Raw genomic sequence first — 13153 nt, 5'->3', positions numbered from 1 at the left:
CCTCACCTATGATCAGGTGGTTCCTCATCGCCGTTCCGGTTTTCTGGCCCGGCTCCTTCGCAGGAGTGCAGGTTTGATCGTGCGCGGGTCGGGACTGGCTTCTGCGAATCCGGAAGATTCGTCCGCTGCCGCGCGTGCGTCCGTCCCGCTGCGCACTGCGGTGTTCGTTGCGCTGGCTGCGAGCTGGCAACAATCAGCCGTCGCGGTGGGCAATTGGAACTGCGCACGCAGTACCGACAACAAGCAGTGGGAGTGCGTAGCCAATAGAAAGGCCGGCGGCGCGGACACGCCGGCGGCGCCCGCGCCCAAGGCACCGCCTGCCCCGCTGGCAGCGCCGGGGGAGGCCGCCTTGCCACAACCTGGCCGTGCCGCACCTGCGACGTCCCTTTCCTCTACGCCGACCGGGATGGCGCCGGTGGCCGGAACCGCTTCCAGGCCGCCGCCGGAGCCTTCCACCGAGCCGGTATCGCCCGTCATGAGCGCGGGCAGCCCTGCCAAGGACGAGGAAAGCGAGTCGGTGGAAACCGAAAAGGCAGCGCCGGCTGCGGCACCCGAGGTGGCTGAAAGCGAATCCGCTGGCGACCAGGAAGGTGCCGCGCCGGCCCGGGCGTCCCGTCCGGCGACGGCGCTAGCCGCCTCGCGTTTCATCTCCTCCGGAACCGTGTCTGTGCGGCCGGAGCCCGTCCTGCCTCCGTCCGTAGCCGCTCAGGCTACGGCCGCGCCCCCCGGCTGGACCTGTAAGCCGAATAAGGAGAGCAGGAGCTGGGACTGCAATCTGGTGGGGCCGGACCCTCGTGGGGTCGCACGACCGGTCGGCGCTGCGGAAGCGTCACCCGAGGACTGGGCCCAGGCGGCGACGATTACCGAATACGACGAGCAGCGCTTCGACCGCCTGCTCGGCATGATGCCGAGCAACCCGTGGGCCGGAACCTGCGCCCGCGGAAAGCGCGAGTCCGATGCCGCCAAGGATTTCCTCCTCTCCTCGAAAGACCGGCTCGCCCGTAAACGGGCGCCAGTGGAAGTCCACGGCAATTACGGTGAAATGGATGACCAGGAGGTTGCGACTTTCACTGGCAACGCCGAGGTGACGCGTTACGACCAGCACATCAAGGGCGATTTCCTGAGTCTCAACACCGAGGCCGACGTCGTGAATGCCCGCGGCAGTGTGTTCTACCGCGAAAAAGGTCTGGCCTTTGCGAGCGATACCGCCTTCCTGCGGATGGAAGAAGACAAGGGTGTGCTGCGCAACAGTCAGTTCATCGTCGAGACCATGCCTTCGCGCGGGGTCGCCCGGGTTGCCCACATGGACAGCGACACCCGTTCGCGCTATGAAACCGCCACCTATACCACCTGTCCGCCGGGCAATACGGACTGGATGCTGCACGCCGACGAAGTCACGATCGACAAGGAGACTGGACGGGGGGGCGCCACCCACGCTTGGATGGAGTTCAAGGGGGTGCCGATGTTCTACACCCCCTACATGGATTTCCCAGTGGATGACCGGCGGCAATCCGGATTCCTGTCGCCGACCTTCGGTCAGTCCAAGGTCAACGGCTTCAACCTGTCCGTTCCGTATTATTTCAATCTCGCGCCCAATTACGATCTGACGGTGCAGGCCCGGGAGATGACCAGCCGCGGGCCGCTGTTCGGCGGCGATTTCCGCTGGCTGACGGAGCACCAGCGCCTCCGCCTGCTGGGAGAAATCATCCCGGAAGACAGTCAGACGAAGACGACCCGTGGTCAAGCCGGCTTCGACGCGATGGGGCGGTGGACCGACAGTCTCTTCACCCTGGTCGATTTGAACTATGTTTCCGACAGCCAATATCTGAACCAGTTGAACAATACGCTGGGTCTGGTGTCAAACACCTTCGTCCAGAGCCAAGCGTATGCCGATTACATGTATTCGAACGGGTCGGTCCGGCTGCTGGGCGACTATTACCAGAACATCGATCCCTCGATTCCTGCCGAACAGACCCCTTATTACCGTCTGCCGAGCCTGCGGGGAAATTACAGCGCGCAGATCGGTGATTCCGGGTTCCATTTCCAGACCAATGCAGAGGTCGTGAATTTCGGTCATGGCGGGAGCAACGTCAAAGGCCAGCGTCTGAACATCCGCCCGCAGATCTCCTATCCCATCCAGTCCACGGGCAGTTTCCTCGTTCCCAGCGTCGCTTTGCAGAACACGACCTACATGCTGCAGAACCAGGCGGCGGGCACCAACAGCAGCCTGAATCGTGTCGCTCCCATCTTCTCGGTGGACAGCGGTCTGGTTTTCGACCGGGATTTCGAGCTGGGGTCCGCCTCGTTGCGGCAGACGCTCGAACCCCGCGTGTTCTATACCTATGTGCCGAAGATCAACCAGAACGACTATCCGATCTTCGACAGTAATTACTACGACTTCACGTATTACCAGCTGTTCCGTACCAACCGTTTCGCAGGCGCCGACCGCCTGGCTGACATGAATCAGGTGACACTCGGTCTGACTTCCCGTTTCATCGATCGCGACACCGGCTGGGAGCGCCTGACAGCGAGTCTGGGCAAGGTATTTTTCATCACCGACCCTTCGGTGACGCTGGTCAATCCTTACGGTGCCAACCCGCTTGGCGTGGTGTTGGGGCCAGATCAAGGACAGTTCGTCTACGAAAACTACAACAAGAGTTACGCCAACATCATCGGGAGGGTCGATACCCGGCTGACGGAAACCTTTTCCCTCGGCGGGGAAACTCAGCTCTCGCCTTATACCGGCCGCTTCGAGCGAGGTTCGGTCGGCTTGCAATACAACGACCGGCAGAACAACCTGATGAATCTGAGCTACCGTTACCGTGTGCCGCTTCCCAACCAGCCGGCAATAGAACAGGCGGCCACGATAGGTCAGAACACGACTGCCCTCAACAATACGGACATATCTTTCCGGATACCCTTCTTGAAGGATTGGCATGTGATCGGCCGTTGGCAGTATTCGCTGCTCTACAATCGGACGCTCGAGAGTCTGGTCGGGCTGGAGCATGAAACCTGTTGTTGGCGCTTCACCTTGCTGGGCCGTGAATATCTCAACGGCGTCAATCAATCCAATGCCCCCACGACCAATACCGCGATTTTCGTCCAGATGGAACTCAAGGGTCTGACCCGACTCGGTGATCAGGTCGACCGCTTCCTGTATCGAGCCATCACTGGTTACCGGATGCCGAATGAAGATTTCTAGTTTCGAAAAAGGGCGGCGGCTGGCCTCCCTCGCCTTGTTTGCCGTGGTTTGCTGGTCGATGGCGGATGCAGCCGTCGACCGTATCGTGGCGGTGGTGGATGACGGTGTCATCCTCGAGAGTGAACTGGTCCGCAAAGTCGAGGAGATCAAGCGCAGCCTCCGTGCCAGCCGAACTTCCTTGCCGCCCGATGCGATCCTGGTCCGGCAGGTGCTCGAGCGCATGATCGTCGACAAGATCCAGATCCAGATGGCCGAAAAGATGGGCATCCAGGTGGACGACGAGACCTTGCGCATGGCGGTGAGCCAGATCGCCCAGCGCAACAACCTCACACCCGACCAGTTCCGCCGTTCCCTCGCCCGTGAGGGGCTCGATTACGGCGATTTCCTGGAACAGGTGCGGGGCGAAATCGCCATGGGCCGGCTCCGCGCCAGCCAGATCAACAACCAGATCAAGATCAGCGACCGGGAGGTCGAGCATTACCTGGAGGCTCAAGGCAGTTCGGGGGCTCTTTCGGACCGCGAATACCGGCTGGGCCATATTCTCATCGCGACCCCGCGCGAAGCGTCACCGGACGAAGTCAAGAAAGCCAGGGATCGCGCCGACAAGGTCGTCAAGGAATTGAAGGCCGGCCTCGATTTCAAGGATGCTTCGATCCGCTATTCCGACGATCCGCAGGCGCTGGAAGGCGGTGACCTCGGCTGGCGCAAGCTCAGCGAGATTCCCAGCGATATCGCCGAGGTGGTGGGCAGCATGAAGGAGGGCGAGGTGAGCGATCCCATTCGCGGTCCAGGCGGTTACCACATCGTCAAAATGATGGCTATGCGCGGCGTGGGCGAGGCCAAATTGACCAAAACCCACGTCAGACACATTTTGATCAAGCCGAACGAAGTGCTGTCCGACGAGGATGCCAAGAACAAGCTCATGGCCCTGAAGACCCGGATCGAGAACGGTGACGATTTTGCCGAGCTGGCACGCGGCCACTCCGATGATAAGGGTTCGGCGATCAAGGGCGGGGATCTGGGCTGGGTCAAGCCGGGCGCCTTGGTGCCGCCGTTCGAGGAGGCGATGAATGCGATGGACGAAAACCAGCTCAGCGATCCGGTCCAGACCCAGTTCGGCTGGCATCTCATCCAGGTGCTGGAGCGGCAGGAGTCGAGCGACACCAATGAGGTTCTGAAAAACCGGGCGCGCGAAGAGCTGTTCAAGCGCAAGGTGGATGAAGAAACGGAACTGTGGCTGCGGAAGATCCGCGATGAGGCCTACGTCGAAATCCGCCTCGACGAGACGCCGGCATCCTCGGGCGAAGAGACGCCTGGCGGTGAAGATTCGCCTGAAACCTTCATGCGTTGAAACGGCGATTTTTCATGTCTTCCCGCCTGTTGCTGACCAGCGGAGAACCGGCCGGTATCGGCCCGGATTTGTGCGTGCTGCTGGCCGGGCGTCTGCTTCCCTACAGTATCACGGTGCTGGGCGACCCGGCGCTACTGGAAAGCCGGGCGCGCCTGCTCGGTGTCTCACTGGAACTGCGCCAGGTCGCCCCCGGCGATGTCGTGCCGCCGCATGAACCAGGCGTGCTGCACGTCCAGCCGACCCGCCGGCGGGCGGGAACGGTGCCCGGCACGCTCGATGCGGCCAATGCCGCCTACGTGCTCGAAACCATCGCCGAAGGTGCGCGAGCCTGTCTGGCGAGGCATTACGATGCCCTGGTCACGGCTCCGGTGCAGAAGTCGGTCATCAACGATGCCGGCGTCGCCTTCACCGGCCACACCGAATTCATTGCGGAGATCACTGGCGGCTGGCCGGTGATGATGCTGGCCACCGAAGGTCTGCGGGTTGCGCTGGTCACTACCCATCTGCCTCTGGCCGAGGTGAGCCGGGCCATTACCGGCGAACGGCTGACGCGGACGCTCAAAGTCCTCCATCATGACATGGCCTACTGCTTCGGCCTCCCCAGACCCCGTATCCTGGTCTGCGGGCTCAATCCGCATGCGGGCGAGGGTGGGCATCTGGGAGGCGAGGAGATCACCGTGATCGAACCGGTGCTCGCGCGGCTGCGGCAGGAAGGGATGGATCTGACCGGCCCGTTGCCGGCCGATACACTGTTTCTTCCCCGAAATCTCGCGCGCGCCGACGTGGTGTTGGCGATGTATCACGACCAGGGGCTGCCGGTATTGAAATATGCGGGATTCGGCCGAGCGGTGAACATCACCCTAGGCCTCCCCATCATCCGCACCTCGGTGGACCACGGGACGGCGCTGGATTTGGCCGGCACCGGCCGGATCGACACCGGCAGCCTGGAAGAGGCGGTCCGGGTCGCTGCGGAAATGGCCGAAGCTCGGCGCGGTGTGAAGGCATGATGCACATTCCGCGTAAGCGTTTCGGCCAGAATTTTCTGCGCGATCACTGCGTCATTCGTGAGATCGTCGCCGCCATCGGTCCCAGGCTGTCGGACCGGCTTTTGGAAATCGGCCCCGGCGAAGGGGTGCTGACCCGCGAGCTGCTGCAGTCCGGAGCGCATCTGGATGTGATCGAGTTGGATCGTGATCTGGTCGCGGCGTTGCAACAGCGGTTTGCCGGTGCAGGGAGGCTGCGGATACACGCAGGCGATGCCTTGAAGTTCGATCTTCGCACCATCGCCTCAGAGGCGAGGCTCCGGGTTGTGGGCAATCTGCCTTACAACATTTCCACCCCGCTGCTGTTCCGTTTGTTCGAACAACTCGATGTGATCGAAGACATGCACTTCATGCTGCAGAAGGAAGTGGTCGACCGATTGTGCGCGGGGGCGGGTGACGACGATTACGGCCGGCTGAGCGTCATGGCCGCGCTCTATTGCCAGGCACAGCATTTGTTCAATGTGGGACCGGAGTGCTTCTACCCGCGGCCCAGGGTGGTATCGGCGGTGGTGCGGCTGGTGCCGCACACCGTCCTGCCCGATGCCGGCTTGGTGAAGCAGGTGTCCGCGGTAGTCGCGGCGGCGTTCGGCCAGCGCCGGAAGACGCTGCGGAACGCGCTCAAAGGATTATTGGATGAATCGGCGCTGGCCCGTGCCGGAATCGATCCCCGTGCGCGTGCCGAGGAACTGTCGCTGGCCGACTATGTCGGCCTGAGCCGGCAGTTGCATCCGTAAAGGCGCAACTCACCCGTCCGCATTTCCTGCGGGCATAATAAAACCCCGGCAGCGGATGCCGCCGGGGTTTTATTCGGTCTTACGTCTTCAAGAGGTCGATGATTATTTCATCATCGATTTCTTGAACATGCGGTCCAGCTTGCTGTTGGTTTCTTCTGCTGCGGCTGCAGCGCGGCGAGCAGCGGCTTCTGCAGCACCGGCCTTGGATTCAGCTGCCTGAGCAGCGGAAAGAGCCTCGTCAGCCGTGCTCTTGATGGAAGCCTGCTCGGCCTTCAGACCGTCGATCTGGGTCTGCAGGTTGGTGATATCAGACTTCGAAGCGCACCCGACGGTCAGACCGGCGGCCATCAGAACCACTGCGAACTTGGTTGCTTTCATCATGTCGCTTTCCTTCTTTTGCGGTGAACGAAATTTAATACACGAGTATCCATTCCGGAGGGAGTGATCCCGCGGCGTAGTTTGCCGCGAAATCGCAAGCCTTTCCAGTGTTTTTTGAGTTTCTTGGAAGGCTTTCAATCCCGTCAGCGTATGACCACCAGGGTGCCTTTTCTGACCCATGGGGTGAGCTGGTCGATTTGTTCGTTGGTCAGGGCGATGCAGCCGTGGGTCCAGTCGAACATCTCATGCACCTGCCGGTTGCCTGCGCCGACGCCGTGTATGCCGATCTGCCCGCCCAGTGGGGTATCCTGGGGCGGCGTCGCATCCACCAGATGGGCGCGGAGGATATGGCGCACCAGGTGCTCGTCGATGAGGCCGCGGATGAAGCCGCGCTTGGCGATCTCGGGATTCGGATAGGTCAGTCCGAAGAAGCGGTGGAACTTGCTGTTTTCGTTGATCCAGCCGATGCGGTATTCGCCCAACGGCGTCTTGTTGTCGTTGCGGCGCTTGTCGACGCCCGCGCCGTGCTGCCCGATGGCGATCTTGGTGAACACTTCCAGCGGCGTGTCGCCCTGCATCACTTTCAGGACGTGGGGCTTGGTTTCCACCAGCAGCCAGGGGTCCGAATTTTCGCTCTGCGCCGCACCAGGGGCCAGTGACAGTAACAGGAAAAGCATCGATGGATGGAAACGCTTGAACACCTTTTCTGTTCTCCTCAGTGAAGCAAACGGTAGAATACTAGCGAAAAATCTCAGCAATCAAAATGCGTTTCGAGTTTCCGGAGAATGCTTTGGCGGCCGGCAATAACAACAATCAGGTCCCCCACACTTAAGGCAAAATCAATATGATGGCAGTGGAAATCCGCAATACGACGCCCTATCCGGACCAGAAACCGGGCACTTCGGGTCTGCGCAAGAAGGTGAAGGTCTTTCTCCAGGAGAACTATCTGGAAAATTTCGTCCAATCGGTGTTCGATACCGTCGAAGCGGCAGACGGCGCCACGCTGGTGGTGGGTGGCGATGGCCGCTATTTCAACCGCCAGGCGATCCAGATCATCTTGCGCATGGCTGCTGCCAACGGCGTGGGACGGGTGCTGGTGGGGCAAGGGGGCTTGCTGTCAACACCGGCGGCATCCTGCGTGATCCGCAAGCACAAGGCCCTCGGCGGTTTCGTACTATCGGCCAGCCATAATCCCGGCGGCCCTGACGAGGATTTCGGCATCAAGTTCAACGTCGCCAACGGCGGTCCCGCACCGGAGAGTTTCACCGACCGGGTGTACCAGCGCAGCCGGGTCATCGATGCTTACCGTATCCTCTCCGCCCCCGATCTGGACATCGACACCCTGGGCCGATCCCACATCGGAGACACGGAGGTCGAAGTCATCGATCCGGTGGCCGATTATGCGGAGCTGATGGAGCACCTGTTCGATTTCGGACTGATCTGCTCGGGTTTCCGCTCCGGCGCGCTGACCCTGCGCTTTGATGCGATGCATGCGGTCACCGGCCCTTACGCGAAGCGCATTCTGGAAGAGACGCTCAGCGCGGCGCCCGGATCGGTGGTCAATGCCGTGCCGCTGGAGGATTTCGGCGGCGGCCATCCCGACCCGAACCTGGTGCATGCCCATGAACTGGCGGCGGTGATGTACAGCGGCCGGCCGCCGACCCTGGGGGCAGCGTCCGACGGCGACGGCGACCGCAACATGATCATGGGCGCCAACTGTTTCGTCACGCCCAGCGACAGCCTGGCGATTCTCGCTGCCAACGCCCATCTGGTGCCGGGCTATAAGGACGGCTTGCGCGGGGTGGCCCGGTCCATGCCCACCGGTCGCGCGGTTGACAGGGTGGCAGCGGCGATGGGGATCGAATGCTACGAGACGCCGACTGGCTGGAAGTTTTTCGGCAACCTGCTCGATGCCCGCAGGATCACCCTGTGTGGCGAAGAGAGCTTCGGCACCGGTTCCGACCATGTCCGGGAAAAGGACGGCCTGTGGGCCGTGCTGTTCTGGCTGAACCTGGTGGCTTTGCACAAGCAGTCGGTGGCTGCCATCGTGGCCGACCACTGGCGCCGGTTCGGGCGTGATTATTATTCGCGGCACGACTATGAAGGTATCGAGGTGCCCGTGGCCGAGGGAATCATGGGACGTCTGCAGGATCTACTGGCCGAGCTTCCCGGCCGCGCCTTCGGCGATTACCGGGTAACGCTGGCCGACGACTTCCGCTACGTCGACCCGGTCGACGGCAGCGTCAGTGAGCACCAGGGTATCCGCATCGGCTTCGACAACTCATCCCGTATCGTGTTCCGCCTCTCGGGTACCGGCACCGAGGGCGCTACCCTGCGCGTCTATATGGAGCGCTACGAGCGCGATCCGAACCGGCATGATCTGCCGACCCAGGAGGCGCTGGCGGACTTGATCGCGATCGCCGAGGAACTGTGTCAGGTTAAAAAGCGCACGGGAACGGCCCAGCCCAGCGTCATCACCTGAGTGCAGCGGATCGTTGCCCGGAACCTACAGGCAGGGTGACCAAGCTAAGCGCATCCACACGGCATTGTTTTACCTCAAAGCCACTGCCAGTGCTCGAACACTGCAGCCTGTCCGGCGGGGGCGCCGAGCTCGTCGAGCAGGTTCCAGACCACGGCGTCTTGGATGCGGAATCGGCGTCCCTCGCGGTTGATCCGCACGCCGGAATAGCTGTCGACATAGCCCTGAGCCTCCACTTTTGCCAACAGCGCTTCCCGTGCCTCCCGGTTACCGGCCTCGGCGGAAAGCCGTGAAGGCAGGGCGGTGATTTCCTCCCAGCTCAGGCCGAACAGCGCCATCGCCGTCTGGTTGGCGTAGGTGAAGACGGGATCGGGCGCGGTGTCGTGTGACAGCAGTGCCAGCGGCGCCCGGAACAGATGGCGCGCGGCTTCCGGATCGGTCATACGCGCAGGTACCAGATCCTGTCCGGTGAAGTGACGGAAACTGCGGCGCAGGACTGCAATGTGGGAAGCCAGAAACGCGTTGTCTTCGCTGGGGCAGGGCAATGGCATCGGGCGGAAAACTCCAGGGAGAAAAGCTCACGTTATACTATGAGGTCTTTCCTCGTCCGTCCAATTGCCCCCATGCCTCTCGTCCGACTCTCGGCTATCGGTATCGCCTTCGGCGTCAAACCCTTGCTCGAATCCGCCCACTTTCAAGTCGATCCGGGCGAGCGGATCGGCATCATCGGCCGCAACGGCGAAGGCAAGTCGACCCTGCTGAAAATCCTGGCCGGGCAGATCGCACCCGACAGCGGTGACGTCTGGCAGCAGCCGGGTCTGCGCACCGGCTTCCTGGAGCAGATGCCTGTGCTGCCGGCCTCGGCGACGATCTATGATGCCGTAGCCGACGGTCTGGGCGGGACCGGCCGGCAGATCGCCGAATACCACCGCCTGTCTGAACGTGTCGCGGATGGTGACAGCGCCAGTCTGGAGCGGCTCGGAGTCTTGCAGCAGGCGCTGGAAGCAGCGGATGGCTGGAGCCTGCGCCAGAGGGTGGATCTGGTGCTCCAGCGTCTCGATCTGCCGCCCGACAAACCGGTCGAAGGGTTGTCCGGCGGCTGGCAGCGCCGGGTCGCGCTGGCCCGCGCTTTGGTGATCGAGCCGGACCTGCTGCTCTTGGACGAACCCACCAACCATCTCGATCTCGAAACCATCGTCTGGCTGGAGCAGCAGTTGCTCCAGTTTGCCGGCGCCGTCGTGCTCATCACCCATGACCGTGCCTTCCTGCAGCGGGTCGCTACCCGCATCGTCGATCTGGACCGCGGCAAGCTGACCTCCTGGCCCGGCGATTACCGGGACTACCTGGTGAAGAAGGCGGCGGCGCTGGAGGAAGAGGAAAAGCGCAACGCCGAGTTCGATCGCAAGCTGGCGATCGAGGAGAGCTGGATCCGGCAGGGCATCAAGGCGAGGCGGACCCGCAACGAAGGCAGGGTGCGGGCGCTCGAGCGGATGCGCAGCGAGCGCGCCGAGCGCCGCTTGCGCCAGGGGGTCGCAAAACTCGAGCTGGAGCAGGCCGAGCGCAGTGGCAAGCTGGTGTTCGAGGCCGAACACCTCTCCATCGCCTTCGGCGGTGTGCCGGTGGTCAAGGATTTCTCCGCCCTGGTGGCGCGCGGCGACCGGGTGGGCCTCATCGGCCCGAACGGTGCCGGCAAGTCCACTCTGCTGCGGCTGCTGCTGGGGGAGCTGCAGCCCGATGCGGGGATGATCCGGACCGGGACGCATCTCAAAGTCGCCTATTTCGACCAGCTGCGCGCGCAGCTCGATCCCGACCAGACCATCGTCGAGGCGGTCGGCGATGGCAAGGAGTGGATCAGCCTGAATGGTCAGCAGATCCATGTCATGTCCTACCTCGGCAATTTCCTGTTTTCCCCGGAGCGCGCCCGCGCGCCGGTGCGCAGCCTGTCCGGCGGAGAGAAGAACCGGGTGCTGCTGGCGCGTCTGTTCAGCCAGCCCTGCAACGTGCTGGTGCTGGATGAGCCCACCAACGACCTTGACCTGGAAACCCTCGAACTGCTGGAGGAACTGCTGGGTGAATTCGACGGCACCGTACTCCTGGTCAGCCACGACCGGGCCTTCGTGGACAACGTGGTGACCAGTGTATGGGTGTTCGAAGGCAACGGCGTCGTCGCCGAATACGTCGGGGGTTATTCCGACTGGCTGGCCCGGCATCCCGCCGAGGTCGAGCGGACGCCGGCGGCGCAGCCGGCTGCGGCCAGTTCATCCGCGCCGAAGCCGGCCGGGTCACGTACCCGGCTCAGTTACAAGGAGCAGCGGGAGCTGGAGAGTCTCCCGGCGGCGATCGAAAGCTGGGAAAGCCGGCAGGCGGAGCTGACGGCCCGGGTGAACGAGCCGGATTTCTATCGTCGCGATGCCTGTGAAGTCAAACGGGTTCTGGAGGAGCTGGAAGCCCTGCAGGTCTCTCTGGAAGAAGGTTACCGGCGTTGGGAGGCCCTGGAAGCGCGGGTGGCGGAGGCGTCGTGAGGCGCCTCAGATGAGGTGGCTCACCATGGCGCGCTCTTCCAGAAGCTCTGCTTCGGTGAGCCGCAGCCGTTCGCGGCTGAAGGTGTTGAGCGGCAGATTCTGCACGATTCGGAAACGGCCGTTTTCGATGGTGACCGGGAACGAGAACATCAGACCTTCCGCAATCCCGTAGCTGCCGTCGCTGGCGACGGTCATGCTAACCCAGTCGTCCTTCGGCGTTCCCACAAGCCAGCTCCGCATGTGATCCAGCGCCGCGTTGGCCGCGGACGCCGCACTGGATTTGCCCCGGATCGCTATGACCGAGGCGCCCCGCTGCTGCACGGTGGGGATGAATACCTCGACATACCAGGCCGGATCCACCAGGGACAGCGCCGGTCTGCCCTTGACCAGGGCATGATGGAGGTCGGGGTACTGGGTGGGCGAGTGGTTGCCCCAGATGGCGATGCGGGAAATTTCCGCGACGTTGCAGCCGCAGTGTCTGGCCAACAGACTGGTGGCGCGGTTGTGGTCGAGCCGGCTCATGGCGGAGAAGCATTCCGGAGCGAGATCCGGCGCGTTGCGCTGGGCGATGAGGGCATTGGTATTGGCCGGGTTGCCCACGACCAGGATCTTCACCCTGCGGCTCGCCGCCTCGTTCAGTGCGCGGCCCTGGGCCGAAAAGATGTCCGCATTCACCTGCAGCAGGTCCCGCCTTTCCATCCCCGGCCCGCGCGGCGTGGCGCCGAGCATGAAGACTGCCTCGGCGCCGTCGAACACCTCGCCGGCGTCGCTGGACACCCTGATTCCATGAAGCAGAGGCGATGCGCAGTCGTCCAGTTCCATGGCCACGCCTTCCAGTACGCGCTCTGCGGAGGGAACGTCGAGCAGCTTCAGAACCACCGGCTGGTGCGGTCCGAACAGATCGCCCGCGGCGATCCGGAACAGCAGGGAATATGCGATCTGTCCCGCGGCTCCCGTGACCGCGACGTGCACCGGTGTTTTCATTCCATCACCTTTCCGAATTCTGTACTTGGGATAAGGGCCGTCCTCATTCGATATCGCCCTGATGCACGAGTAGCCGCTGCGGATCGGACACTCGGGATGGATGTCCGGCGAAGGCACCGCCAAGGTTCATGCGGTGGCCGGTTATTGGAAGGCATCCCGCCTTGAAAATCAATATTCCAGGTGCATGTTTCGCCGCCGCGCCGAGATGGTTCAGGCCACCGTGTATCCCTGGCCGGCAATCGCCTGGCGGATGGCCTCGGGATCGGTCCGGGCCGGATCATATTCGACGTCGACCCGGTTTTCCTTATGCGAGGCCGTCACTGAGGTGACGCCGGCGAGCGCGGTGACGGCTTTGATGACGGTGTTTTCGCAGCCGCTGCATTTCATGCCGGTGACTTGAAGCTGGATGGTAGCCATGGTGGTCTCCGTGTGAGATGAGAGGGATGGCCGGGTCGTCCGG

The 13153-nt window shown here is 62.7% G+C and carries 12 protein-coding genes; 6 read left to right on the top strand and 6 right to left on the bottom strand.

The features are described from left to right. Positions 1-24: 24 nt before the first annotated feature. Entirely contained in the window at positions 25-477 is a 453-nt protein-coding gene (locus tag N4J17_RS00640) for a hypothetical protein (RefSeq protein WP_338457622.1), read from the bottom strand. Between N4J17_RS00640 and N4J17_RS00635 the strand changes: the two genes are divergently transcribed. Genes N4J17_RS00635 through rsmA form a run of 4 tightly spaced genes read left to right on the top strand, consistent with a single transcriptional unit; the run spans position 476 to position 6330 of the window. After that, on the top strand, positions 476-3202 hold the full coding sequence (locus N4J17_RS00635) for an LPS-assembly protein LptD (RefSeq protein WP_338457621.1): 2727 nt from the start codon (positions 476-478) through the stop codon (positions 3200-3202). The two genes, N4J17_RS00640 and N4J17_RS00635, sit on opposite strands and share 2 nt — an antisense overlap. Beyond that, on the top strand, positions 3189-4553 hold the full coding sequence (locus tag N4J17_RS00630; protein WP_198322425.1) for a peptidylprolyl isomerase: 1365 nt from the start codon (positions 3189-3191) through the stop codon (positions 4551-4553). The genes N4J17_RS00635 and N4J17_RS00630 overlap by 14 nt, the downstream gene beginning before the upstream one ends. Positions 4554-4567: 14 nt before the next feature. Beyond that, positions 4568-5560 carry a 4-hydroxythreonine-4-phosphate dehydrogenase PdxA gene (pdxA, locus tag N4J17_RS00625; RefSeq protein WP_198322426.1) on the top strand — a complete coding sequence of 331 codons (993 nt, stop codon included), beginning with the start codon at positions 4568-4570 and terminating at the stop codon, positions 5558-5560. Beyond that, a complete protein-coding gene (gene rsmA / locus N4J17_RS00620; protein ID WP_198322427.1) occupies positions 5557-6330 on the top strand; it encodes a 16S rRNA (adenine(1518)-N(6)/adenine(1519)-N(6))-dimethyltransferase RsmA in 774 nt (257 codons plus the stop codon). The genes pdxA and rsmA overlap by 4 nt, the downstream gene beginning before the upstream one ends. 102 nt (positions 6331-6432) lie before the next feature. Here the strand turns inward: rsmA and N4J17_RS00615 are convergent, their stop codons facing one another. Together N4J17_RS00615 and N4J17_RS00610 are read right to left on the bottom strand one after the other, a co-directional pair. Beyond that, the gene (locus N4J17_RS00615; RefSeq protein WP_026045896.1) at positions 6433-6711 is read right to left on the bottom strand and encodes an Lpp/OprI family alanine-zipper lipoprotein; all 279 of its coding nucleotides are present in this window, start codon (positions 6709-6711) and stop codon (positions 6433-6435) included. 140 nt (positions 6712-6851) lie between these two features. Next, positions 6852-7409 carry a L,D-transpeptidase family protein gene (locus N4J17_RS00610; protein WP_277458332.1) on the bottom strand — a complete coding sequence of 186 codons (558 nt, stop codon included), beginning with the start codon at positions 7407-7409 and terminating at the stop codon, positions 6852-6854. Between the two features lie 146 nt (positions 7410-7555). On the opposite strand from N4J17_RS00610, the gene N4J17_RS00605 reads away from it, so the two are divergent. Next, positions 7556-9190, top strand: coding sequence for an alpha-D-glucose phosphate-specific phosphoglucomutase (locus tag N4J17_RS00605; RefSeq protein ID WP_198322533.1), 1635 nt, complete (start codon positions 7556-7558; stop codon positions 9188-9190). A gap of 74 nt (positions 9191-9264) precedes the next feature. On the opposite strand, the gene N4J17_RS00600 is transcribed toward N4J17_RS00605, so the two are convergent. After that, on the bottom strand, positions 9265-9738 hold the full coding sequence (locus tag N4J17_RS00600) for an MEKHLA domain-containing protein (RefSeq protein ID WP_198322428.1): 474 nt from the start codon (positions 9736-9738) through the stop codon (positions 9265-9267). 72 nt (positions 9739-9810) lie between these two features. Here N4J17_RS00600 and N4J17_RS00595 point away from each other — a divergent pair, with 72 nt between their 5' ends. Continuing rightward, on the top strand, positions 9811-11709 hold the full coding sequence (locus N4J17_RS00595) for an ATP-binding cassette domain-containing protein (protein ID WP_198322429.1): 1899 nt from the start codon (positions 9811-9813) through the stop codon (positions 11707-11709). 6 nt (positions 11710-11715) lie between these two features. Here N4J17_RS00595 and N4J17_RS00590 read toward each other — a convergent pair whose 3' ends face one another. Together N4J17_RS00590 and N4J17_RS00585 are read right to left on the bottom strand one after the other, a co-directional pair. After that, positions 11716-12693 (bottom strand): malate dehydrogenase, encoded by a 978-nt coding sequence (locus N4J17_RS00590; RefSeq protein ID WP_198322430.1) that lies wholly within the window; start codon positions 12691-12693, stop codon positions 11716-11718. Positions 12694-12903: 210 nt separating this feature from the next. Next, complete coding sequence (locus N4J17_RS00585) at positions 12904-13110, bottom strand: heavy-metal-associated domain-containing protein (protein ID WP_198322431.1); 207 nt, start codon at positions 13108-13110, stop codon at positions 12904-12906. Positions 13111-13153: the final 43 nt, after the last annotated feature.

It is taken from the genome of Methylococcus capsulatus (genome assembly GCF_036864975.1).
Lineage (GTDB): Bacteria > Pseudomonadota > Gammaproteobacteria > Methylococcales > Methylococcaceae > Methylococcus.
Note: the sequence above shows the minus strand (reverse complement) of the source record. Positions and strands in the feature narration are given on the sequence as shown.

What these genes read in the sequence shown, in the direction of transcription:
- N4J17_RS00630 (WP_198322425.1), top strand. Translation starts at nt 3,189, where the DNA reads ATGAAGATTTCTAGTTTCGAAAAAGGGCGGCGGCTGGCCTCCCTCGCC.
- pdxA (WP_198322426.1), top strand. Translation starts at nt 4,568, where the DNA reads ATGTCTTCCCGCCTGTTGCTGACCAGCGGAGAACCGGCCGGTATCGGC.
- rsmA (WP_198322427.1), top strand. Translation starts at nt 5,557, where the DNA reads ATGATGCACATTCCGCGTAAGCGTTTCGGCCAGAATTTTCTGCGCGAT.
- N4J17_RS00585 (WP_198322431.1), bottom strand. Translation starts at nt 13,110, where the DNA reads ATGGCTACCATCCAGCTTCAAGTCACCGGCATGAAATGCAGCGGCTGC.
- N4J17_RS00590 (WP_198322430.1), bottom strand. Translation starts at nt 12,693, where the DNA reads ATGAAAACACCGGTGCACGTCGCGGTCACGGGAGCCGCGGGACAGATC.
- N4J17_RS00595 (WP_198322429.1), top strand. Translation starts at nt 9,811, where the DNA reads ATGCCTCTCGTCCGACTCTCGGCTATCGGTATCGCCTTCGGCGTCAAA.
- N4J17_RS00635 (WP_338457621.1), top strand. Translation starts at nt 476, where the DNA reads ATGAGCGCGGGCAGCCCTGCCAAGGACGAGGAAAGCGAGTCGGTGGAA.
- N4J17_RS00605 (WP_198322533.1), top strand. Translation starts at nt 7,556, where the DNA reads ATGGCAGTGGAAATCCGCAATACGACGCCCTATCCGGACCAGAAACCG.
- N4J17_RS00640 (WP_338457622.1), bottom strand. Translation starts at nt 477, where the DNA reads ATGACGGGCGATACCGGCTCGGTGGAAGGCTCCGGCGGCGGCCTGGAA.
- N4J17_RS00600 (WP_198322428.1), bottom strand. Translation starts at nt 9,738, where the DNA reads ATGCCATTGCCCTGCCCCAGCGAAGACAACGCGTTTCTGGCTTCCCAC.
- N4J17_RS00615 (WP_026045896.1), bottom strand. Translation starts at nt 6,711, where the DNA reads ATGATGAAAGCAACCAAGTTCGCAGTGGTTCTGATGGCCGCCGGTCTG.